The organism is Streptomyces sp. Y7 (assembly GCF_043195415.1).
Lineage (GTDB): Bacteria > Actinomycetota > Actinomycetes > Streptomycetales > Streptomycetaceae > Streptomyces.
The window spans coordinates 317,395-338,950 of the sequence record NZ_JBIDDQ010000003.1 but is presented as its reverse complement, the minus strand read 5'-3'; the positions used below and the strand labels follow the sequence as shown (position 1 = coordinate 338,950).

General features: G+C 71.3%; 18 protein-coding genes. 3 read left to right on the top strand and 15 right to left on the bottom strand.

Features of this window, described 5'->3' with window-relative positions:
- The first annotated feature begins 17 nt into the window (after nt 1–17).
- From ACGFW6_RS12625 to ACGFW6_RS12615, 3 genes are all read left to right on the top strand, one after another.
- Nucleotides 18–1,025 (top strand): GlxA family transcriptional regulator, encoded by a 1,008-nt coding sequence (locus tag ACGFW6_RS12625; RefSeq protein ID WP_393507501.1) that lies wholly within the window; start codon nt 18–20, stop codon nt 1,023–1,025.
- A gap of 80 nt (nt 1,026–1,105) precedes the next feature.
- Complete coding sequence (locus tag ACGFW6_RS12620; RefSeq protein WP_393507499.1) at nt 1,106–2,335, top strand: amidohydrolase family protein; 1,230 nt, start codon at nt 1,106–1,108, stop codon at nt 2,333–2,335.
- A 17-nt stretch (nt 2,336–2,352) separates the two neighbouring features.
- Nucleotides 2,353–2,712, top strand: coding sequence for a hypothetical protein (locus ACGFW6_RS12615; RefSeq protein ID WP_393507497.1), 360 nt, complete (start codon nt 2,353–2,355; stop codon nt 2,710–2,712).
- 177 nt (nt 2,713–2,889) lie between these two features.
- On the opposite strand, the gene ACGFW6_RS12610 is transcribed toward ACGFW6_RS12615, so the two are convergent.
- The 15 genes from ACGFW6_RS12610 to pepN form a co-directional block, all read right to left on the bottom strand.
- Nucleotides 2,890–4,164: an MFS transporter gene (locus ACGFW6_RS12610; protein WP_393507495.1), complete on the bottom strand. Its 1,275-nt coding sequence runs from the start codon at nt 4,162–4,164 to the stop codon at nt 2,890–2,892.
- Nucleotides 4,165–4,170: 6 nt separating this feature from the next.
- Complete coding sequence (locus ACGFW6_RS12605; RefSeq protein ID WP_393507493.1) at nt 4,171–5,460, bottom strand: ATP-grasp domain-containing protein; 1,290 nt, start codon at nt 5,458–5,460, stop codon at nt 4,171–4,173.
- 121 nt (nt 5,461–5,581) lie between these two features.
- Nucleotides 5,582–6,910: a cation:proton antiporter gene (locus tag ACGFW6_RS12600; protein WP_393507491.1), complete on the bottom strand. Its 1,329-nt coding sequence runs from the start codon at nt 6,908–6,910 to the stop codon at nt 5,582–5,584.
- Between the two features lies 1 nt (nt 6,911).
- Nucleotides 6,912–8,702 (bottom strand): ABC transporter substrate-binding protein, encoded by a 1,791-nt coding sequence (locus ACGFW6_RS12595; protein ID WP_393507489.1) that lies wholly within the window; start codon nt 8,700–8,702, stop codon nt 6,912–6,914.
- Nucleotides 8,702–9,028 carry a hypothetical protein gene (locus ACGFW6_RS12590; protein WP_393507488.1) on the bottom strand — a complete coding sequence of 109 codons (327 nt, stop codon included), beginning with the start codon at nt 9,026–9,028 and terminating at the stop codon, nt 8,702–8,704. The genes ACGFW6_RS12595 and ACGFW6_RS12590 overlap by 1 nt, the downstream gene beginning before the upstream one ends.
- The gene (gene ddaH, locus ACGFW6_RS12585; RefSeq protein ID WP_393507842.1) at nt 9,025–9,819 is read right to left on the bottom strand and encodes a dimethylargininase; all 795 of its coding nucleotides are present in this window, start codon (nt 9,817–9,819) and stop codon (nt 9,025–9,027) included. The genes ACGFW6_RS12590 and ddaH overlap by 4 nt, the downstream gene beginning before the upstream one ends.
- A 137-nt stretch (nt 9,820–9,956) precedes the next feature.
- Nucleotides 9,957–11,237, bottom strand: a complete 1,281-nt coding sequence (locus ACGFW6_RS12580; protein WP_393507486.1) for an ATP-grasp domain-containing protein — start codon at nt 11,235–11,237, stop codon at nt 9,957–9,959.
- Nucleotides 11,234–12,850, bottom strand: coding sequence for a class I tRNA ligase family protein (locus ACGFW6_RS12575; RefSeq protein ID WP_393507484.1), 1,617 nt, complete (start codon nt 12,848–12,850; stop codon nt 11,234–11,236). The genes ACGFW6_RS12580 and ACGFW6_RS12575 overlap by 4 nt, the downstream gene beginning before the upstream one ends.
- Nucleotides 12,847–13,215, bottom strand: coding sequence for a cupin domain-containing protein (locus tag ACGFW6_RS12570; RefSeq protein ID WP_393507483.1), 369 nt, complete (start codon nt 13,213–13,215; stop codon nt 12,847–12,849). Before ACGFW6_RS12570 ends, ACGFW6_RS12575 begins: the two co-directional genes overlap by 4 nt.
- 59 nt (nt 13,216–13,274) lie before the next feature.
- Nucleotides 13,275–14,570 carry a lysine N(6)-hydroxylase/L-ornithine N(5)-oxygenase family protein gene (locus ACGFW6_RS12565; RefSeq protein ID WP_393507481.1) on the bottom strand — a complete coding sequence of 432 codons (1,296 nt, stop codon included), beginning with the start codon at nt 14,568–14,570 and terminating at the stop codon, nt 13,275–13,277.
- 17 nt (nt 14,571–14,587) lie between these two features.
- Nucleotides 14,588–14,827 carry an acyl carrier protein gene (locus tag ACGFW6_RS12560; RefSeq protein WP_393507479.1) on the bottom strand — a complete coding sequence of 80 codons (240 nt, stop codon included), beginning with the start codon at nt 14,825–14,827 and terminating at the stop codon, nt 14,588–14,590.
- Nucleotides 14,820–16,694, bottom strand: coding sequence for an HAD-IIIC family phosphatase (locus ACGFW6_RS12555; RefSeq protein WP_393507478.1), 1,875 nt, complete (start codon nt 16,692–16,694; stop codon nt 14,820–14,822). The genes ACGFW6_RS12560 and ACGFW6_RS12555 overlap by 8 nt, the downstream gene beginning before the upstream one ends.
- A 27-nt stretch (nt 16,695–16,721) precedes the next feature.
- Nucleotides 16,722–17,750 (bottom strand): 3-oxoacyl-[acyl-carrier-protein] synthase III C-terminal domain-containing protein, encoded by a 1,029-nt coding sequence (locus ACGFW6_RS12550; protein ID WP_393507476.1) that lies wholly within the window; start codon nt 17,748–17,750, stop codon nt 16,722–16,724.
- Nucleotides 17,751–17,968: 218 nt separating this feature from the next.
- Nucleotides 17,969–18,994, bottom strand: coding sequence for an NAD(P)/FAD-dependent oxidoreductase (locus ACGFW6_RS12545; protein ID WP_393507474.1), 1,026 nt, complete (start codon nt 18,992–18,994; stop codon nt 17,969–17,971).
- Between the two features lie 7 nt (nt 18,995–19,001).
- Nucleotides 19,002–21,494: an aminopeptidase N gene (gene pepN, locus ACGFW6_RS12540; protein WP_393507472.1), complete on the bottom strand. Its 2,493-nt coding sequence runs from the start codon at nt 21,492–21,494 to the stop codon at nt 19,002–19,004.
- Between the last annotated feature and the right edge of the window lie 62 nt (nt 21,495–21,556).

Sequence of the window (21,556 nt, the reverse complement as noted above, 5' to 3'; positions counted from 1 at the left end):
TGCGCTAAATTACCGACATGCGTCCCCACGTGATCGCGCTCGCCATTACGGATGCCACACCGACGTTCGAACTGGCCGTTCCCTGCGAGGTGTTCGGGACCGACCGCTCCGATCTCATCGACCCCTGGTACGAGTTGCGCATGTGCGGGGACTCCTCCGGACCGCTGCGCACCGCGACCGGCCTGGACGTGCACACCCCCTACGGCTTCGACGACCTGCTCGACGCCGACACCATCCTCGTCACGGCGTGCGCCCGGCCCGTCCAGCTCGACCCGCCGGCGCGGCTCGTCGAGGTGCTGCGCGAGGCGCACGCCCAGGGCAGGCGGATCGTCTCGATCTGCACCGGCGCCTACGTACTGGCCGCGGCGGGACTGCTGACGGGCCGTACGGCGACCACGCACTGGATGAACGCCGGGGACTTCGCCCACCGCTTCCCCGAGGTCGACTTCGTGCCCTCCGCGCTCTACACCGACGAGGGTGACATCCTCACGTCGGCCGGCACCGGCTCGGCCATCGACCTGTGCCTGCACCTGGTGCGCCAGGACCACGGCGCGGCCGTCGCCAACGAGGTGGCCCGCCGGATGGTCGTACCGCCGCACCGCGAGGGCGGCCAGTCGCAGTACACCAAGCCGGTGGTGCGGGCGGAGACCAGCGACGATCTCTCGCCGGTCCTGCAGTGGGCGCAGGACCGGCTGCACGAGCCGCTGACCGTGCCCCAGCTCGCGCGCGTGGCGCACCTGGGCGAGCGCACCTTCGCCCGGCGGTTCCGGGACCGGCTCGGCATCACCCCGCTGCAGTGGCTGCTCCAGCAGCGGGTCCGCCTCGCGCAGGAACTGCTGGAGACCACGGACGAGCCGGTGGAACAGATCGCCCGGAGCACCGGGTTCGGCACCGCCGCCAACCTCCGCTATCACTTCGGCCGGGTCACCACCGTGTCGCCGCAGACCTATCGCCATGTGTTCCGGCACCGGGCCGCTCAGCACGCCGGAAATCCGCAGTCCGCGCAGACCGTATTGACACCCTGAATACGGCGCGGCCGTAAGCAACAACTTGGCTGCCCCGAACACCTGTTGTCGTCGGAACACCACTTTGATTTGCTCGCTGCATGTTGCAGCGAATCGAAGCGGAACAATTAATTCCCGGCCGTGGCCAGCCGATTCAGAACGGCTGCGTCATATTCGACGAGGAGGCCATCAGTTACGCCGGCCCTCTCGCCGAGGCCCCCGACACACCGGAGGCGGAGACCGTCCGCGCCCGCACCGTGATGCCCGGGCTGTGGGACTGCCACGGCCACTTCATGGGGCTGCGGTCGGCCGACCTCTCCCTGCTGCCCCAGGAGCCGATCGCCCTGCGGGCGGCCCGGATCACCACCGATCTGCGCAACGCGCTGAACGCCGGAGTGACCTCCGTGCGCGAGACGGGCGGCCTCGGTATCCACCTGGTCCGCGCCATCGAAGAGGGCACCGTGCAGGGCCCGTCGATCTACCCGGCCGGCACCACGCTGTCCACCACCGGCGGCCACGCCGACCTGCACAGCTATCCGACTTCGTGGGTGGAGGACTTCGGGCACCTCGGCGGTGAGCTGCGGCTGGCCGACGGGCCCGCGGAGTGCGCCCGCGCCGCCCGCGAACAGCTGCGCCGCAACGCCAAGCTCATCAAGGTCTGCGCCTCCGGCGGCGTGCTGTCCGAGGTCGACCACCCCATCCACCAGCAGTTCACGCACGCGGAGCTGCGCGCGATCGTCGAGGTCGCCGGGATGGCGGACCGGATCGTCGCCGCGCACTGCCACGGCAAGCCCGGCATCATGGCCTCGCTGGAGGCCGGGGTCAAGACCATCGAGCACGGCACCTACATCGACGAAGAGGCCGCCGTGGCCATGCGCGAGTGCGGCGCCATCCTCGTCACCACCCGCACGATCTTCCAGGAGCTCCTCGACAACGGCCACATGCTCCCGGCGTACGCGCTGAAGAAGCTCCAGGCCACCGCGGGACGGCACGCGGAGGCCGTCGCCATCGCCCGCGAGCAGGGGGTGACGATCGCCGCCGGCACCGACGTGGCGCTCACCGGCACCGAGATGCCCGACTCCTGGGGCCGCAACGGCCGGGAGCTGCCCCTGCTGGTGAAGTGCGGCCTGACCCCGCTGGACGCCATCGAGTCCGGCACCGCGATCGGCCCCTCCACCCTCGGACCGCAGGCCCCGCTCTCCGGCCGGCTGCGCGAGGGCTACGACTCCGACGTCCTGATCCTCGACGAGGACCCGCTCGTGGACATCGAGGTCATCGCACAGCCCGAGCACATCACCGGGGTCTGGAAGGCCGGAGTCCGGGTCAAGTGAGAAGCGGAGGAGACGACATGAGCAGCGCCGACGCCCCCTGGCTGCTGGAGATCCGGCTGTTCACCGTGAAGCCGGGCCTTCGGCCGGAGTTCCACCGGATCAGCGAGGAAGGGACGGTCCCGCTGATGCGCGAGTGCGGGATCACCGTGCTCGCCCACGGCCCGTCCCTGAACGACGAGGACGGCTACTACCTGCTGCGCGCCTTCCGTTCCGAGGACGAGCGCGTCGAGCTGTCGCAGTCCGTCTACGCCACCGACGTCTGGCTGCGGAAGTACGAGGACGTGATACCGCCGATGATGGCCGGCTACCAGACCTCCGTGGTCCCCGTACCGGGCCCGGCGCTGCGGGAGTTCGCCCGGAGCCTCGCCCTCGGCTGACCGGCGCCGACGGCAGCACGACGGCCGCCGCCCCTTTCGGGGCGGCGGCCGTTTCGTGTGGGGGGAATCCGCTGCGGTGCGGCAGCGCCCCGGAGGGGCGCGGGGAACTGCGCGGCCGGTCACGACGGAACCGCAGTCGACCGACGGCCCGTCGCGCGCGCGTTTCCAGCGGAGCGCTCAGGCCTCGGCCGGCTGCGCGGCCGGTTCGTCGGTCGGCTCGCTCTGCTCCGGCGCCGGGGTACGGATCGCGGCGATGCCCAGGCCCGCCGCGGCCAGCCCGATCACTCCGAGCAGCGGCCACACGTCATGGCCGAGCCGCACGAACAGCAGCCCGCCCAGGACCGGGCCGATGGCCGTGCCGAGCGCGTGCATGAACTGGAAGGCGCCGATGTAGCGGCTGCGCAGGTGCGCCGGGCCCGCGGTCGCCGGGTGGGCGAACACCGCCGGACCGCCGATGATCTCGCCGAGCGTCCACACCAGCGTGGCGCCGATGATGACGGCGGCGCCCATCGGCATGCCGTACAGCGCCACGCCCAGGCCGACCAGGCCGAAGGACAGGCCCACGACGATCCTGGTGCTCCACTGCCCGGTCACCTTGGTCAGCGGCAGTTCGAAGGCGATCACCATGAAGCCGTTGAGGGAGACCGCGGCCGTGTACCAGAACAGGTCGAGGTCATGGGCCTCGACGTCCAGCGGCAGCGTCGACAGGTACTGCACGTAGATGATCGCGTTGAACAGGGTGGCCGTCAGATAGAGGACGTACCGGCGGTCGCGGAGCATCGCCCGGTACCCCCCGGCCGTGCCGCCCTCCTCCTCGGTCGGGCCCTCCGGAGCCGTGCCCTGCGTGGCCCGCCGGGGCAGCACGGCGGCCGCGACGACGGCGTAGGCCAGCGCGATCACCGCCTCGCCCCAGAACAGCAGGGTGTAGCTCTCCCCGTCGAGGTGGTAGAGCCCGAGGCCGACCATGGGCGCGGCCATCGCGCCCACGTTCAGGCACCAGCGGTACATGCCGAAGACGACGACCTGGCTGCTGCCCGAGGTGAGTTCGGACAGCAGGGCCGCGGCGGCCGGCCGGTAGAGCTGGGCCATGAGGCTGGCGAGGACCACCGCCACGACGAGCGTCGGATAGTTCGGCAGGTAGAGCAGCGCCGCGGTGAGCACGGCGGTGCCGGCCATGCCCAGGATCGTGGCGTTGCGCGCCCCGAGCCGGTCCGCGAGGGTGCCGCCGAGCAGCACACCCGCCACGCCGCCCGCTCCGTAGGCGCCCAGTGCGTAGGACGCCTCGCTCTCGGAGTAACCGCGGTAGGTCAGATAGAGCACGATGAAGACGTTGAGGAATCCGCCGAGCTTGCTCAGCAGCACGCCCGCGAGGATGGTCTTCACCGCCGCCGACGAATCCCGGAACGTGGCCCAGATCGCCACGTTGCTGTCCTTCTTCTCCTCAGTTGCCATGCACGTTCACTCTTCTCTCGCATGGGTGGCGTCCTGACCGCTGCGCACGTGCAGTGCCGACTCGGCGGCGTCCAGTGCCGTGCCGCACTCCTCGATGGCGCCGCCGGTGGCGATGGCGAAGGCGATCCGTCCCCAGACCGTGCCCTTGGGCGGCGGGGACACGACGGCGCCGGCCCGGGCCACGGGCACCAACTGCTCGACGGCGGCGGGCAGACCCGCCTCGTCGAACGAGACGGACTCGATGCGGGTGTCGTCGTGCTCGACGTAGAAGAAGCGGATGCCCGCGACCCGCTCGCGGGACGGCGTGGTGTCGGGGGTGATGCCGCAGGCGACGCGCGCCGCGGCGAGCCCCGGGTCGATGCCCGTGGCCAGCATCCCCAGGTAGGGGATCATGTCGCCGCCGAGCCTGCCGTTGACCTCGATCAGCCGCGGCCCGGCGGCGGTCAGCATGAACTCGCTATGCGTCCAGCCGTCCCGGAAGCCCAGCGCGGTGTGGGTGTCCTGGAGCGCGTCCAGCAGCTGCGGGTCGGTGAGCAGCGGGTCGTGGGCGTCGACGAAGTGGCCGATCTCCTCCGCGTACGGCGGGTAGCCCACGACCTTGCGGCCGACGAACAGCGGTATCGCCTTGCCGTCCTGGACGACCGCGTCGACGCTGATCTCCTCGCCGGTCACCAACTCCTCGACGAGGACCGGCTGATCGGTGCTGTAGAGCAGCGGCTCGGGGTCGGGGCCCTTCATCCCGGCGGTGAAGGGGAACCGCTCCGCGAGCTCGGTGGCGTTCTCGACGCGGACGACGCCGAGGCTGGCGCCGAGTCCGCGCGGCTTGAGGATCGCGGGGTAGCCGACGCGGTCGGCGGCGGCGAGGGCCTCGTGGAGCGTCTTGACGGCGACGGAGCGGGGCTGGGCGACGCCGGCCTCGTCCAGGGCGGCCCTGGTCTGGCCCTTGTCGCGCAGCCGCCAGATCACGTCCGGCTCGCCGTTGCGCAGACCGAGGGCCTCGGCGACGTAGGAGGCGGCGTGGATGCGGCCCTCGTCCCAGCACAGGACGCCGGCGACGGGCGTGGCCGCGTGCAGTTCACGGGCCGCGCCGGCCATGGCCTGCCCGTCCAGGGTGCTGGGCAGGACGGTCCAGCCCGAGATGTACTCCTTCTCCCAGGTGGGTTCGTCCCCATGGAAGAGATGGATGTCGAACTCGCTGCGAATGGAGCGCAGCAGATACTCGCGATACGTCCGCATGCCCGTCGCCACCACGAGCAGCAGCGGCCGCTCTCCCGTCGCCTTCTGCACTTCTCTCATGTCACCTTTCCTTTCACGGAGTTGGGGGTGGCCGAGCGCGCACAGGGTGGACGGGTCGGCCTCACGGTAGTGCCGGATCACCGGCGGAAATCCGGAGCGTCGGAAATTCAGTGCGTCTGCGTCAGGAATTCGACTCCAGCGCCGGACCGCCCGCCATCACCCGCTCCCGGACCCGCTCCTCGCGGGTGACGGGCATGCGGCGTACGGCGACGCGCAGCAGGGGCGCGGCCATCACGGACGTCACGATCGCGACGAGGACGACGATCGTGTACATCTCGGTCGTCAGGATCCCGAGCCGCAGCCCGACCATCGCGATGATCACCTCGATCACCCCGCGGGAGTTCATCCCGGCGCCGAGCGCGAGCGCCTCCCAGTGGCCGAGCCGGCCGGCCCTGGCTCCCGCGTACGCCCCGGCGAACTTGCCGACGACGGCGACGGTCAGCACCAGCAGGGCGGACAGGGCGACCTCGGGGCGGGCCAGGGCGGTCAGGTCGATCCGCAGCCCGGCGGTCGCGAAGAACAGCGGGGCGAGGACGGTGACGGCCATGATCCGCAGCGGGGCGAGCCGCTCGCGGGCCGGCTCCCCGGACGCGCCGATCAGGACACCGACGAGGAAGGCGCCGATGATCGCCTCCAGGTGCAGGGCGTGGCTGGCCACGGCCCCCAGGACGATCAGCACGGTGCACACGGCCGGGACCGACTCGCCGTTGCCGGCCCGGGCGGACCATCGCAGCAGACGGCCCACCAGCGGCCGGCCCACGAACCAGGCGCAGGCGAGCATCACGATCAGGTTCACCACGGACAGGGCGACGTCCGGGCCGTGCACACCGGTGGTGGCCATCGCCGAGACGACCGACAGCAGCAGCCAGCCCGCGATGTCGTCCACCACGGACGCACCGACGATCAGCTGGCCGATGTCGCGGTGCAGCAGGCCCATGTCGAGCAGGGTCTTGGCGATGACCGGCAGCGCGCTGACGCAGAGCGCGACGCCGGCGAACAGGGCGAAGACCGTGCGGTCCACGCCGTCGACGAGCAGGGCGGCCGGGATCGCCAGGGCGACGGCGACCCCGCCGGCGAACGGCACCACGAGGCCGCCGGTGCTCACCAGGACGGCGGCCCTGCCCTTGCGGCGGACCAGGCCGAGGTCGATGTTCATGCCGGTGATGCCCACCAGCAGCAGCACCCCGAGCTGGCCCGCCGCGTCCAGCAGGTGCAGGGACTCCGGCCGCTGGGGCAGCAGCCAGGCCGAGAAGGCGGGGGCCAGCGGGGTGAGCAGGGACGGCCCCAGCACCACGCCCGCGCAGAGCTCGCCCACGATGGAGGGCAGCCCGAGCCGCTGAGCGAGCCGGCCCAGGAGTACGGCGGTGCCGAGCAGGACCCCCACCTGCAGCAGGAACATCAGCAGCGCGTGGGAGCCCAGGGGCGCCACGGGAGTCGCGGACAGCGTCACGTCACGCGTCCTCGCGGTAGTACCAGTTCTCGGGGTTGATCATCCCGAACGGGTTCACGGGCCCGAACCCGCCGAGGTTGTTGGCCACTTCGAAGAGCCGGATGGGGAAGTTGGGTGTGAAGATGACCGGCACCTGCTCGGCGACGAAGTCCTGGTAGGTGTAGAGCGCCTGAAGGTCGTCGGAGGTGACGGACGCCTCGATGAGCCGGTCGGCCCTGGGGTCGCTGTAGTGCCCGAAGTTGCCGCCGGCGCCGGTCTGGAACAGGATCTCGCCGCTCGGGTAGTGGTAGGCCCAGCCCCCGTTCCAGCAGGTCATCTCCCACAGGCAGTCCGGCCCCGCGGAACAGGGCGCGTCCTCGGCGACGAGCACCGAGCCGTACACCTCCTCCATGCGCAGCTCGATCCCGGCGGCCGCGGCGTCCTTGCGGTACTTCTCCATCAGCCGGGTCAGCGCCGGGCGCCCCTCCACGTAGCGCAGCGAGAAGCTCAGCTCGGTGCCGGCGGGTATGCCCTCGCCGGCCTGGCCGGGCCCGGTGCCGGGGTTCACGCAGACGGCCGGAGTGGTGCTGGTGTCCCAGCCGTTGGCCGCGAGCAGCTCACGGGCCCGGTCGACGTCGAAGGGCAGCGGCCAGGCCCCGTCGCGCTGGCGCGGGGAGACGAGGTCGGTCGCCGGGACCATCGGCACGGGGCCGTTCTGCCGGTAGGCGTAGCCCTGGTAGATGTCGCGTACGGCGGAGTCCTGGTCGAGGGTGCTCTGCAGCGCCTGCCGGAAGTAGGTCTGCCGGAAGATCTTCGCGGCCACCGTGGGGTTGTTGTAGTTGAGGCAGAAGTAGCGGATGCAGAAGGCGACCTGCGGGACCAGCGTGTAGGTGTCGGCCAGCGGGTTGGGGCCGCCCACGGTGGGGTCGGTGGCCGGCTCCGAGGCGAAGCTCAGCGGCAGGTAGCCGACCTGGATGCCGCCCTCGGCGTGCGGGCCGGCCTTGAGCATCTCGTACTCTTCGTCGTCCGAGAACGTCGGCACCTGGCGGAACTCGTCCAGGTAGGGCTTGTTGGGCCCGGAGTAGTGCTCGTTGGGGACGAAGGTGACCAGGCCCTCAAGGGTGTAGCTCTTCAGCCGCCACGGTCCGCTGACCACGCTCCACACGGGGCTGTCGGCCCACCGGGTGCGGTGCGCGTTCCCCTCGTCGATGATGTCGCCCTGCTCGGCCATCAGGTAGTCGTAGACGGCGGGTACGTCGGCGACGCCGCCGGACGCGTTCGCGGGCCCGTCGGCGGTGCGGTCCCACGCCCTGGGCAGCGGGGTGATGGTGCTGAGCTGGTTCATCAGCACCCACTTCTTCGAGTAGGCCTTGTCGAAGGTGAAGTAGACGGTGTCCTCGGCGAGTTTGCCGTAGGAGGTCAGGTTGTCCGGGAAGTAGCCGGGGACGTACTCGCCGTACCGGTCGCCCTTGACCTTCATCAGGTTGACCCAGAACAGGACGTTGTCCGCGCACAGCGTCTCGCCGTTGGACCACTTCCACGGCTTGACCTTCACGGTGACGGTCAGCCCGTCCTCGCTCCACTCCGGGGGCTCGCCGATGCTCTGGTCGTAGTCCACGTCCGGGGTGCCCCGGCTGCCGAAGTAGTACAGCGGCCGGTACATCAGCATCTGGAACTCGTAGATGTTCCGGGTCCCCATCCGCTCGGCGGGCGTGAAGGGGAAGATCACCGCGGGCGGGAACCCGGGGGCGCACGCCCAGGTCACCGTGCCGCCCTTCCTGGGGGTGGGCGACGGGGCCGTCGACGGCGACATCACTTGACCTCCTTCAGATACGAGACGCCCTTCGCGGCGTGGGCGCCGAAGCGCTCCCACTCCTCGCGCAGGTCGATGCCGCCGTCCTCGCGGAGCTCCGGGGTGCTGCGGCAGTGGCCGGACACGATTTCGCCGTCGTCCAGGACCATGGAGTAGGCGAAGTCCAGCGAGCCGTCGGGGGCGCACACCCCGGTCAGGGAGCCGCGCCGGGCCCGGCCGCCGGAGAAGGTGCCCCACAGCAGGTCGCCCTCCTGCCGGTAGAGCGCGGTACGGCCCTGGGCGTCCGCCTCGGCGGGGGCGAACCGGCGTCCGTCGTAGTTGATCATGCGTCGGCCCCCGGCCCCGCGTCGCGGATCTCGAGCGTGCAGCACTTGGAGCTGCCGCCGGACTTGAGCAGCTCGGACAGGTCCACGCCGATCGGCACGAAGCCGCGCGCCCACAGCGCGTCGATGAGGTGGGTGGCCTGCTCGGGCAGCAGCACGTGCCGCCCGTCCGACACGGCGTTCAGGCCGAACACCGCCGCGTCGTCCTCGGTCGCCTCGATCGCGTCCGGGTACAGCTCGCGCAGGGTCGCGCGGCCCTCGGCGGTGAAGGCCGCCGGGTAGTACATGATCTCCTCGTGGTCGAGGACGGCCAGCGCGGTGTCGAGGTGGTAGAAACGCGGGTCGACCAGGTCCAGGGTCACCACCGGCAGACCGAGGAAGTGCTCCGCCTCGGCGTGCGAGCGCCGGTCGGTGCGGAAGCCGGTGCCGGCGAGGATGCGCTCGCCGGTGACGAGGTAGTCGCCCTCGCCCTCGTTGACGTGGAAGGCGTCATGGACGTCGTAGCCGCGCGCACGGAACCAGTCGGCGTAGGCCGGCCCCTCGGCGGCGCGCTGCTCGTGGCGGAACCGGGCGGCCAGGACGCGGCCGTCGACGACGGTGGCGCCGTTGGCCGCGAAGACCATGTCGGGCAGTCCCGCGACCGGTTCGATCAGCTCGACCTCGTGGCCGAGGCCCAGGTAGAGGCTGCGCAGCCGCTCCCACTGGGCGACGGCCAGCGCGGCGTCGGTGGGCTTCTCCGGCTCCATCCAGGGGTTGATGGAGTAGACGACGTCGAAGTGGACCGGCGAGCACATCAGATAGCGCCGGGGCCGCACCGTCCTCACCGGGCGGCCGCCCTGGGCCGCGGTGTTCCGGCGTACGGACGAGGTGTCTTGCTGCACTGTCGATTCTCCTTGCGCGGAAGGGGACGGAGGCGTCGGGCGGGGAGGGCTCAGGAGGCCGTGGCGGCGTCGGTGAGCGCCGGCGTCTGCTGCCGGAACGTCACCTCGATCCGGGCGGCGAAGTCGTTCATCGTGCGGAACGCCTCCTCCTGCGAGGCCCCGGTCGTCCCCAGGAAGCCGAGGATCGTGTTGCCGTCCGGGGGGCGGCGGATGACGTCGCCCGGCCGGGCGGTGATCTTGAGCAGGAAGACCTTGTCGGACTCGGCGACCTCTGCCGGCACGTCGACCCTGTCGACCACGCCCGCTTCGCTGATCAGGCACATCGCGGTGATGTGGACACCGGTCGGCGTGAAGTGCCGTACGTCGGGGCGCACTCCGAGCCCGATGTCCACGACCGCCTTGATCGGGTCGTGGTCGGCGGTCCTGCGGGCGATGAGGTCGAGGCCGCCGCCGCCGACCCGGGCGGCGATCTCCAGCAGGTGCGGCTCGCCGTCGTGGAACCTGACCTCGGCGTGCATGACGCTGCGCCGCAGTCCCTGGGCGTGGGCGCCGGCGCGCACGGCGCGGTGCACCTTCTCGATGTCCTCGGGGCCGAGCGAGGTCGGCGCGTGGTGGACGTCGTCGTCGAAGGTGCCGCCCTCGGCGGTGATGCGGTCCACGATCGAGCCGAGGTAGACCTCGTCGTCCCAGACGACGGCCTCCATCAGGAACTCGCGGCCGTCCAGGAAGGACTCCACGAGGAGTCCGTTCGGGCCGAGGTCGACGCCCTCGGCCTCGGAGTTGACCCAGAACAGGTCACGGATGCCCTCGGCGGCCTGGGCGTGCCGCAGCGCCATCTCCTCGGGGTTGTCGACCCGGAAGACGAAGTGGCTGCCGGCGCCGAGGGTCGGCTTGAGGATGACCGGGTAGCCGAAGTCGGCTGCCGCGCCGAGCGCGTCGTCCAGGCTCTCCACCAGCCGGTACGAGGGGATCGGGGCGCCCGCCCGCTCGTAGGCCTGGCGCATCAGGTACTTGTTCCTGCTGCACACGGCGGCCGGCACCCCGATGCCCGGCAGGCCCAGTGCGTCGGCGACCGCGGCGACGGTGATGACGGAGGACTCGGAGAAGGTGATCACCCCGTCGAAGCGTTCCTCCGCATGCCATGCGCGGGCCCGCTCGACGATGTCGTCGATCTTCCGGGAGCCCGCCGTGCGATAGCGGTCCGCCCGCCAGAAGTCGTCCGTGCCCTCGCCGTTGAGGACGTAGAGGTCGACGCCCAGGTCCTCCACCTGCCGGTAGCGGCCGTGGTAGTAGTTCAGGTACTGCACCGTCTCCAGCGTGAGCAGCTTCATGCCGCCACCTCCGTGCGTGCGGCGCCGGCCCGGGCCGCCCGCGGCAGCCGGGGCAGGGCGAACGGGGTGATCTTCTCGGGCTGTTCGGCGTCCAGCGCCAGGTCCACGCCCGCGGCCGTCGCCTCGGCGGCGGCGTCGATGAGCAGCGGGGCGGCGCAGGCCAGCAGCGCCCGCACCTGGAGCAGCAGGTCCCCGGTGCCGAGCGAGTCGTCCCGCTCGCGCGGCTCCTGGGCCGCGGCCGCCAGCCGGTCGAGGGCCGCGACGACGTTCTCGGCGCTGCGGCCCAGGTTGAAGCCGTCCAGCTCATAGGTGAGCCGGAACCGCTCGATGATCCCGGCCGCCCGGTCCCGGCCCGTCGCGGTGGTCGGCAGCGGGCTCCCGGCACCGGCCGGAGCGAGCGCGTCCAGCGCCTCGGCCAGCCGGTTCCACGGCCCGATCAGCCGTCGCTCGGTCACCTCGGTGAGGGCGGCGGTGCTGAAGTCGGTGCGCTGGAACTCCGGTGCGGTCAGCGCCAGGTAGAAGCGCACGAGGTCCCTCGGCACCTCCGCCAGCAGGTCCGCCGACCAGATCAGGTGGTTGCGGCTGGTGGAGAACTTCTCGCCCTCCAGGTCGTAGAACTCGTTGCTGATGTTGGCCTCGGGCAGCACATAGCGGTCGCCGTGCGCCATCAGCAGCACGAGGTCCAGCAGACCCCAGTGGTAGACGTTGTCGAAGCCGTGGAAGTACACGAGCTCCGTCCCGCTGCCGGCCCGCCAGAGCTCGTCGACGGCCTCGGTGCGCTCGCCGCGCCGGTCCGCGGACCACCAGGTGCTGTACATGACGGCCGGCATGGCCTCCACCCACGGGTAGAGGATCTGCCCCGGCGTCTCGGGGAAGGGCGCCGCGATGCCCCAGTCGCCGGGCACCGTCACCGGTATCTCCGGCAGCGGACGCGCCAGCAACTCGCGTACCAGCTGGGCGGCGTGCGGCCGCCAGCGTCCGAGGCGCTCGGCGAAGTAGGAGGTCAGCCGCTCGCGGTACTCCTCCATGGGCAGCACCAGGATGGTGACCTCGCGGGTGGTCACCGGCGAGTCCGGCTCCAGCACCGAGCGCGCGCCGAGCAGTTCGTCGGCGTTGTTGGGGTGCCCGCAGCCCTCGCAGACGCCTCCCGCGCTGCCGGTCAGGCAGACCGGGCAGCTGCCGGTCATCAGGCCGTCGTACAGATACCGGCCGGACTCCTGCGCGTACGGCAGCCGTACGGTCCGCTCGCGCAGCCGGCCCGTCTCGTGCAGGCGGGTGAAGAACTGAAGGACCGTGGCGCGGTAGCGGTCGTCGATGGGCGGCAGCCCTTCCATCGACAGGCCCATCGCGGAGATGCTCCGCTCGATCTTCGCGGTGGACTCGGCGCACAACTGCTCGGCGGACACACCGAGTCGGCGGGCCGTGGTGGTGACGTAGGTCTGGCTGTCGTCGGTGCAGGTCGTGTAGATCACGTCCCGGCCGTCGGCCGCCAGGTAGCGGCTGTAGACGTCACCCGCGAGGTAGGGGCCGGCCATGTGGCCGATGTGCAGGTCCCCGTTGGGGGTGGGGGTCGCCGCGACGACGACGGCACGGCGCCGGCTGCGCCCGCTCATGCCGTCTCCTCCCGGTGCCGGACGGAGAACTTCTCCGCCAGCTCGGCGTCCCACCAGACCGCGTACATCTGGAAGTCGGCGTCGGAGTCGTTGACGACCTGGTGGCGGGTGCCGGGGCGGAAGTGGACGACGTCACCGGCGGTGAACGGCACCTTCCTGCCTTCGCTGAGGATCGCCGCCTCCCCGGTCATCGCGATCCAGACCTCGTACTCGTGGTGGCTGTGCGGGCCGGACGCCGCGCCCGGGGGCACGACGCACCAGGAGCCCTCGAAGGGCGCGTTCAGGGCGGGCCAGGGGAACAGGCGCTGGGCGCGCAGTCCGTTGTCCGGTGCGAGGTTGTCCCGGTCGAGCTCTCGGATTTCCATGTGTGTGTCCTCTGCCGCTGGGTGCGCCTCGCGGCGCTGACGGATTCGGCCGGCCCCGGTCACAGGGCCTTGGCGAGCAGGGCCTCGTCGGACGCGGCACCGCGGCGGGCCAGCAGGTCGGTGACGATGTCCTGGGAGCGCATGGCGAGCACGCTGAGCAGGGAGTCGGCGATGCCGTGGGTGGCTTCGTTGACGCCCTGGAGGTAGCAGTTGGCGGTGTAGGAAGCGGGCAGCCGCATCCGGTAGTTGCGGTCGACGGTGGCCTCGCCGGCGCCGGTCGTGGCCGCGAGCTCGCGCACCATGGCGGGCATGTCCCGCACGAAGCCGGTGCCGAGCAGCACGAGGTCGCAGCGGAGCTCGGCGCGCTCGCCGGACTTGCGGTCGAGGACGTCGAGGACGACCTCGTCGCCGTCCATGCGGGCCCCGGCCAGATCGGTCAGGGTGCGCATCCGCAGCCGCTCGGTGCCCTGCAGCCGCTCCTGGTACATCTCGCGGTAGAGCGTCTCCAGCATGGCGGGGGCGAGCCCGGCGTAGTTGGTGACGTGCATCTCGCGCAGCACCTGGCGGCGCGTCTCGGACCGGGTGGCGTAGAAGTCGTCGATGAAGGACGGGTAGAACAGCTCGTTGGTGAACTTGCTGGTCTGGTAGGCGTTCAGGCCGATCGAGCGCATCAGCATCGTGCACTGCGCCGCGGGGAACCGCTGGTAGGCGGCCCACAGCAGCTCGGCGGCGCTCTGCGCGCCCCCGATCACCACGATCCGCCGCACGTCGGACGGGTCGAGCGCCTCGATCCGGTGCGAGTACCGCGTGCTGTGGATGACACGCCGCTCGGGCAGCGCGGCGAGCTCGGCCGGTACGAACGCGTCCCGTCCCGCGCCGATCACCAGGTTGCGGCTGGAGATCACGGCGCCGTCGGCGGTGCGCGCGAGCCAGTGGGAGACCTCACCGCCCCGCGACGGACCCGGTTCGATCGACACACAGCGGCGCCCGTACTCGACCTGCACCTCGCGCAGCGAGGAGGCCACCCACTGGAGGTATCCGGAGATCTCCGAGCGGTACGGCGTGAACGTGCCGAGGTTGATGAACTCGTCCAGCCTGCCGATCGAGTGGAGGTAGTTCACGAAGGAGAACTCACTGCGCGGATTGCGCAGCGTCACCAGGTCCTTGAGGAACGAGACCTGGCTCTGGGTCCACGGCAGCAGCATGCCCCGCTGCCACACGGTGTCGTCGTGCTGCTCGATGATCAGTGTGCCCGCCGCGAGCTCCTTGGGGGCCAGCTCCTCCAGCGCTATGCCGAGCGCGAGGTTGGCCGGGCCGGCGCCGATGGCGAGGACTTCGACTTCCTGGTGCCGCAATTGGTCCCTCCCTGAATTCATTGGAATTTCTCGACCAGCGCAACCATGTCGGTCACGGTGTAGGCGGCGTGAAAGGACCGCAGGTCCAGATCGACGGCGAACTGCTTCTCCAGGCGCACCAGCGCCTCCATCGAATTCATGCTGTCCCACCCGAGCGCGGCGAGTGCCTGGTCAGCGGGGATGTCCGCGGGGTCGGCGCCCAGCACGTCGGCGATGATCTCCCTCACCGACTCCTCGATCGAACCCGATTCACTCATGCGGGTTTCCCTTCCTTTCGTTCAGTGCGATCCATTCCGGTGCGATCCTTTTCGCGGTGTCCGCGTCGAGAGTGAAGACCTCGGTGTCCGGCTCCTTCGGGGAGCCGGCCGGGACGAAGCCGGCGCCGGTCCAGAAGTCCGCGGCCACGCCGTTGCGGTCGGAGCGCCGGTAGTGCCCCTCGACGGTGCGGGCGCCGGCCAGCGCGGCCCGGCCGGCCAGCCATCCGAGGGCGGCGCGTTCCACGCCGCGGCTGAGCACCCGGCAGCTCAGGACGAGGTTGCGGACCCGCCACACCTCGCTGGTGCGCTCCACCCACAGGGCGCCGACGATCCCCTCGTCGCCGAAGCGGTCGGCGACCGACACGGACAGCACCAGATGGCCGTCGTCCTCGCTCATCCGCCGGGTGGCCGCCTCGTCGTAACGGATCCCGGTGAGGTTGAACTGGTTGGTGCGGGCGGCGAGCTGGGAGATCCGGCCGATGGTGTACTCGGTCGCGGGCGCCACCTCGACCCTCAGCTCCAGCGCCCGCAGGAAGTCCTCCGAGGAGTCGAACCCGGACGAGAAGTCGCCGCGCTGCGCCCGGTTGCGGTACAGCTCGGGCCGTTTGCGGTCGGTGTCGGTGAGCGTCATGACGTCGAACCAGCCGTGCCGCAGCAGCGCGTCGACCAGATGGGCGGGATCGCCGGCCGCGGAGACCACGGCGACCTCGGGCAGTTCGTCGCCGACCTGGGCGCGCTCGAAGTCGGAGTCGTCCATGAAGACGAACGACTCGGTCGACAGGGACAGCGCCTCGGCGGCCCGGCGCAGATTGCCCGCCTTGGCCGACCAGTCGACCATCCGCGCGGAGAACGCCTCGGGCCGCAGCAGCACGTCCGGGTGCTCGGTGAGGACCTTCTCCACCTGGTCCCGGTCGTTCTTGCTGGCCAGGACCAGCACGACGCCCTGGTCGCGCAGCCGGGCCACGGTGCGCTGGAGTTCCGTGTAGCAGTTGCCCGGGTACAGGCCGCCCAGCTGGACGCCCCGCGCACCGACCTCGCCGAGCACCCCGCCCCACAGGGTGTTGTCCAGGTCGAGGGCGAGGACCTTGCGGGACAGTCCCGAGCGGGCCTGCGCGACCCGGCGCACGAGGCGGGCCAGCAGCAGCAACGCGTCGTCGCTGTAGGGCAGATCGCCGTACCGGTGCAGCCGTACGTCGCACGCCTGGACCGGGGCCTCGGCCAGCTCGCCCACGAGATCGACGGCGACCACCTGGTCGTGCTCCTCGGCGAGGGCGAGCAGGGCCGCGTTCAGCCGGTACCACGCGCCGGCCACCCGGGCGCGGGCCCGCACGCTGATGATCCCGTCGCGTACCTGGGCGGGCAGCGGCACCGTGTGGACGACGAAGGTGGCGGCGGTGTGCTTCAGGGCGCCGGCCAGCAGGCCGCGCAGCTCCTCCAGCCGGGCGTCGAGGTACTTCTCCAGCACGTCCGGCTCGGCCGCGCCGAAGTCGCCCGGCAGAAAGTACCCGGCGTCCATCAGCACGGCGACCAGGCCGGGGTCGCCGTCCCGGGTGAACGACCCGGTGGCCAGCGACATGTCGAAGGTGCCGTAGTCCGCGGTGCGCAGCACGGGCAGCAGCCCGGCTCCGGTCAACTGGGCCCGCAGCAGCGGCTCGAAGGGGCCGACGGTGCAGGTGGCCAGCACGGTCACGGCGGCCTCACGAGGCGTTTCCCCGGTCACGGCCAGGTCCTTCAGGATCCGGCCGGCCTGCCGGGCCAGGGCCGGATCGTCGCTCTCCAGCAGGGCCCTGCGGACGCGGGGGCCCGGCATGCGTCGTTCCCGTACGGCCGTACGCAGCGCGGCCGCCGGGTTGTCGCTCTCGCTCACGGTGCGGTGCCTTCCTGTGGACGCGGGTCAGGCCCGGACGAGGGAGCAGTACCAGCGCATCCCGATGGAGATCCCGGTCAGCGCGACCAGGTCGCCGGGTGCGATCACGCCCTGCTCGATCAGCTCGCCGAGCGCGGTGAGCTGGTCGGCGGAGCCCATGTGGCCGTGGGCCCGGGCCGGTGCGGTGTTGGTGCGCTCCAGCGGGATGCCGAGCGGCTCGGCGATGTCGGCGATGCCGTCGGGGTCGTTGATGTAGATGACGTGCGTCACCTCGTCGCGGCCGACCCCGGCCCGCTTGCACGCCCCGTCGACGACGTCGAGGGTGCGGGTGATCGCGGCCTGCCCGAACTCCCGCAGCTTCGCGGGGTCCTTGCGGAAGTGCTCCTGCACGCGCACATGGCCGGCCGGTGCCGTCCTGCTCGACCAGCCCTCGGGGGGCAGGGGCGCCACGGCGCCGCCGTAGTCGGTGCGGAACCAGTCGCACAGGTCCGGGACCGTGAACTGCTCGGTGGCCAGCCACGCGTTGCGCTCGTGGCCGCGGCGCAGGACCGCGGCGACGGCGCCGTCGCTGTGCACCGCGTTGTTGACCGTCATGCGGTTGCGGTGGAACTCGCTGACCCTGTTCACCGCGACGAACAGCACGGTGGTGATCTCCGGCTGCACGGCGAGGATCCCGGCCACGATGCCCAGTCCGGTGACGCCCGAGGCACAGCCCTCGTTCAGCAGCAGGGTCTGCCGGCTCCCCATCTCCAGAGCTCGGCCCAGCGCCGCCGAGCCGTCCCAGTGGGGGTACTCGGGGTGCTCCGAGGTGGCCAGCACGAGCAGGTCCACGTCGTCGGCGCGCACCGAGGTGCGGGAGAGGGCGTCGCGTGCGGCCCGTGCCGCCAGATCGGTCGTGGTGATGTCGTCGGATGCCCGGTGAAAGGTGTGATAGCCCCACCGGACAATGCGTTCCGGGTCGGGGACATAGGTTCCCGCTACTTCTTCGACATTCTGGTCCGCTCCGAACGAGTAACCGAAACCGGTAATTCCGAAGCCATGCGGAAGCTGCGCCATTGATATCTCTCTCTCGCTGCGATTCCTGCGGCCGCGTGAAATCTTCGCGGGTTCGCATGGCCGAATCAACAGCCGTGGAGACGGGCGGAGTTGAACGGAAAACCTAAGTTGAACGCGCGTAGATCAGGGAAGTTGAACACACGCGAAAAAAGAGTGCGGGCCGGGGGAATTCCCCGGCCCGCACTCATTGCGGACTGCCTCGATATCGCGTACGGAACTCAGGCCAGCAGTGCCGCCGCGGCCTTCCTGCTCGCGGCGACGACGGTCTTTGCCGCGCCGCCGCTGCCCCCGGTGAAGGTGTGCACTCCCGGCCCCAGGGAACGCAGCTCCAGCCCCGCCGGGTCGTGATAGCAGTCGCAGGAGGCGACGGTGCGCCCCACGGCGACGGACACACCGAACACCCGCCGTGCGCTCTCGGCGACCCGCTCCGCCAGCGGCCCGTCCGGTGTCACCGCGTCCGGATCGACTCCCCACCGGTCGCAGGGCAGACCGAGCAGGAACCCGCCGTCCTCGTGGGGCCGGCCGTACAGGCCGGAGTTCTCCTCGACGAAGGGCCCGAGCCCGTCCAGCGGCGCCCGGCACAGGCTGTACTGGATGTGCTTGGTACGCAGACCCGCCACCGGCAGCCGGCTGCGGGCCAGCAGCTTCGGCGTCCAGGCGCCCGCGGCGAGAACCACCCGGTCGTAGCGCAGGGTCCGGCCGTCCGCCGTGCGCACCGCCGGGTCCCGCGTCACCTCGTCCACCGGTGCCTCGTGGACGGTGACGCCGGCCTCCGCCGCCGCCCGCAGTGCCGCCGTGCGCAGCCGGTGCGGGGAGATGTGCCCGGCGTGCCGCTCGACCACGGCGACCGCGTCGGCGGGCAGGGTGCGGAAGGGAAAGACGCCGACCACCCCGTCCCGGCCGACGACTTCGGCCGAGCCCGGGAGATAGGCGTGCAGGACCTCGGCCGGCTCCCGCGCGTCGGCACCGGCGGGCAGGACGTACACCGCTCCGGTCTCCCGGTACCCGGACCAGGCGCGCAGGACGGCACTGGCCCTGATCTCGGCGAGGCTCTCGGCGGCCGGGCCGGTCGCCGCCACGGTGGGCTCGAACCCCCGGACCAGCCCGCCGGAGACCCTGGAGGCGTCCGCCCGGCACCCGGCGCCGCCGGTGAACAGGTCCACCGACGCGCCGCCCGGCGCCCGCACGGTCCGCCAGGCGAGCAGGGTGCCCGCGACCCCGCCGCCGACGATCGCGACCCTCACGCCGGCGTCACCCCTCGTCCGCCCGGGCCGCCCGCGCCGCGACCACCCGCCGCAGATCGTGGGTGTGGTCCGCCGCCCGGCGGCGCAGCGTCACCGGGAGCCCTTCGAGCCCGAGCATCCGCTGCGCCGATGCGAGCGTGCCGGGGGTGGCGGCGTAGCGCGGGTAGAGGAACCGCAGCAGCAGATCCAGCACCAGGTCGCCCCGGCCCCGTGCGGCGGCGGGCATGTCCCGGAAGAACCGTTCGACGTACGGCTCCGTCAGCGGGGTCTGCTCGGGCTGCCAGAACCCTTCGGCCAGGGACCACAGTTCGTAGTTGGACAGGTCCGTGCCGCGCATGATCGCGTTCCAGGCCGCCTCCTTGGCGGCCGCGTGGGGCAGCGCGGCCCGGCACTTCGCCGCGAACTGCTCGGCGACGGCCCCCGGGCCGGCGCTCAGCGCCGCGGCGATGTCGGTCTCGTCCAGCCCGCCGAGCACGGCGAGCCGGTAGCGGATGCGCCAGCTCACGTCGGTGTCGAGGGTCAGTCCGGGGGGCAGTCCGTCGCCGGCCAGCCAGCCGGACAGCTCCATGGTGTCGGCGGTGAAGTCGATCAGCCCCCGGAAGAGGGTGATCAGCCGCTCGTCGTCGGCGTCGGTGCGGGCGAGCCGTTCGCGCAGGGCGGCGGCGATCCGGGCGGTCGCGGCGGGCCGCAGGCCCGGCGCGAGGAACCGGTCGGCGACGTCGTGCCGGGCCTGCTCCAGGACCTCGGCCAGGATCGACAGTTCGCTCTCCTGAAGGACCATCCCGCTCACCAGCTCCAGGTGCGCGGAGGCGGGATACGTCCCGTCCTGCACGCCCAGCAGCAGGGCGCACCACACCATCGCCCGGTTCAGCGGGGACAGCGCCGGCAGCGTGTCCGGGAGCGCGGCCCGCGAGACGGGGTCGAAGCCGATCTTGGCGTAGGTCAGGTCGCCGTCGTTGAGCAGGAGGAACAAGGGTGCCGGGCGGCCCACGAGTTCGGGGAGTTCGGTGCGCCCGCCGTCGATCCGGACCCGGACGGTGGTGCTGCCGTCGGCGTAGTAGAGGCCCACGTCCATGGTGTGCGGGCGCAGGACCGGATGGCTGTCGGGGGCGCCCTGGAGGACGGCGGCGGCGGTGATGTGCCCGTCGGCGACGGTGAGTTCGGGGGTGAGCGTGTTCACGTTGGGCGTGTGCAGCCACTTCTCGGCCCAGTCGGTCAGGTCGGTGCCGGCCGCCTCGCCCATCGCGGCGAGGAAGTCCGCGAAGGTCGCGGTGGAGTAGGCGTGCCGGTCGAAGTAGGTCCGCAGTCCGGCGGTCAGGGCGTCGTCGCCGATGTGCGCGGCGAGCTGGCGCAGCGCCGAGTGGCCCTTGAAGTACGAGATCCGGTCCAGCTCCAGCTGCACCGTGCGCACGTCGGGCCCCTCGATGCTGACCGGGTGGGTGGAGGGACGCTGGTCGGGCAGATACGCCTGGCCCTTGCGGCGCGCGGCGAACGTGGTGGGCGGGCCGGGGAACCGGGTCACCTCGCTGGTGACCCGGTGCGCCATGTAGTCGGCCAGGGACTGGCCCAGCCACAGGTCGTTCCACCAGGCGTTGGTCACCAGGCCGGCGAGCCAGAGCAGGGAGATGCCGTGGGCGAGGACGACGGCCCGGGTCTCGCGCTCGCTGTCGGCGGCGGCCGAGCTGAACAGGTACTGCTCGCGCAGCAGCACACAGCCTGGATGGTCCAGCGACAGGACGCCGAACTCGGGCACGAAGACCTGGTCGAGCTTGGCGAAGGGGTGCCCCACGCCGAACAGCCCGGTGTACGCGTCCAGACACTGGGCCGTGATCTCGAAGATCTCGTCGACGTCGGTCTTCAGCGAGTCCGCGAGCGAGGCCCGGCAGTGCAGCCCGAGCGGTATGCCGTCGTGCTCGGTCCGGAAGGAGGCGTACGGCCCGGCGACCAGAGCGGTCAGATAGGTGGCCAGCGCCGGCGACTCGGTGAGCCTCCAGCGGCCCGGGCCGGTCCGGACCGCCTCGCTGTTGCCGAGCACCTGCCAGGTCTCGGGGACCGTCAGCTCGAACTCGTAGGGGGCCTTCAGGTCGGGCTGGTCGAAACAGGCGAAGACACGGGGCGCGTTGTCGACGTAGACGAAGGAATAGACGTAGGTCTCGCCGTCGGCCGGGTCGACATAGCGGTGGAGCCCTTCGCACTCATTCGAGTAGCTCATGTCGGCCACCACGACGAGTTCGTTCTCCGTGTCGAGTCCGGACAGCGGAAACCTACCGTCCGCCCATTCCGCGGTATTCAGTTCCCGGCCGTTCAACGTGATGGATCGAAGCGTCTTGGGATCGATGTCCAAGAACGTTTCCGCCCCCGGACCGCGGGCGTCGAAGCGGATTTTCGTCGTCGAGCGAAAAGTGTCCGATCCGGTGGTCAGATCGAGGTCGACACAATAGGAGCGGACCTGGAGCAGAGAACCACGTTCCCGGGCTTCCTCACGGGTCAGACTTGGCATACGACCTTCCTTTCGCGAGAGGCCAAAGAATCGTCGTACGACCGGGTTCGAGCGTCAAGGAG

Coding starts and splice junctions, on each gene's coding strand:
- ACGFW6_RS12560 (WP_393507479.1), bottom strand. CDS start 14,827: ATGAGTGAATCGGGTTCGATCGAGGAGTCGGTGAGGGAGATCATCGCC.
- ACGFW6_RS12550 (WP_393507476.1), bottom strand. CDS start 17,750: ATGGCGCAGCTTCCGCATGGCTTCGGAATTACCGGTTTCGGTTACTCG.
- ACGFW6_RS12580 (WP_393507486.1), bottom strand. CDS start 11,237: ATGAAGCTGCTCACGCTGGAGACGGTGCAGTACCTGAACTACTACCAC.
- ACGFW6_RS12610 (WP_393507495.1), bottom strand. CDS start 4,164: ATGGCAACTGAGGAGAAGAAGGACAGCAACGTGGCGATCTGGGCCACG.
- ACGFW6_RS12615 (WP_393507497.1), top strand. CDS start 2,353: ATGAGCAGCGCCGACGCCCCCTGGCTGCTGGAGATCCGGCTGTTCACC.
- ACGFW6_RS12575 (WP_393507484.1), bottom strand. CDS start 12,850: ATGAGCGGGCGCAGCCGGCGCCGTGCCGTCGTCGTCGCGGCGACCCCC.
- ACGFW6_RS12625 (WP_393507501.1), top strand. CDS start 18: ATGCGTCCCCACGTGATCGCGCTCGCCATTACGGATGCCACACCGACG.
- pepN (WP_393507472.1), bottom strand. CDS start 21,494: ATGCCAAGTCTGACCCGTGAGGAAGCCCGGGAACGTGGTTCTCTGCTC.
- ACGFW6_RS12620 (WP_393507499.1), top strand. CDS start 1,106: ATGTTGCAGCGAATCGAAGCGGAACAATTAATTCCCGGCCGTGGCCAG.
- ACGFW6_RS12590 (WP_393507488.1), bottom strand. CDS start 9,028: ATGATCAACTACGACGGACGCCGGTTCGCCCCCGCCGAGGCGGACGCC.
- ACGFW6_RS12595 (WP_393507489.1), bottom strand. CDS start 8,702: ATGTCGCCGTCGACGGCCCCGTCGCCCACCCCCAGGAAGGGCGGCACG.
- ACGFW6_RS12570 (WP_393507483.1), bottom strand. CDS start 13,215: ATGGAAATCCGAGAGCTCGACCGGGACAACCTCGCACCGGACAACGGA.
- ACGFW6_RS12605 (WP_393507493.1), bottom strand. CDS start 5,460: ATGAGAGAAGTGCAGAAGGCGACGGGAGAGCGGCCGCTGCTGCTCGTG.
- ddaH (WP_393507842.1), bottom strand. CDS start 9,819: ATGTGCTCGCCGGTCCACTTCGACGTCGTCTACTCCATCAACCCCTGG.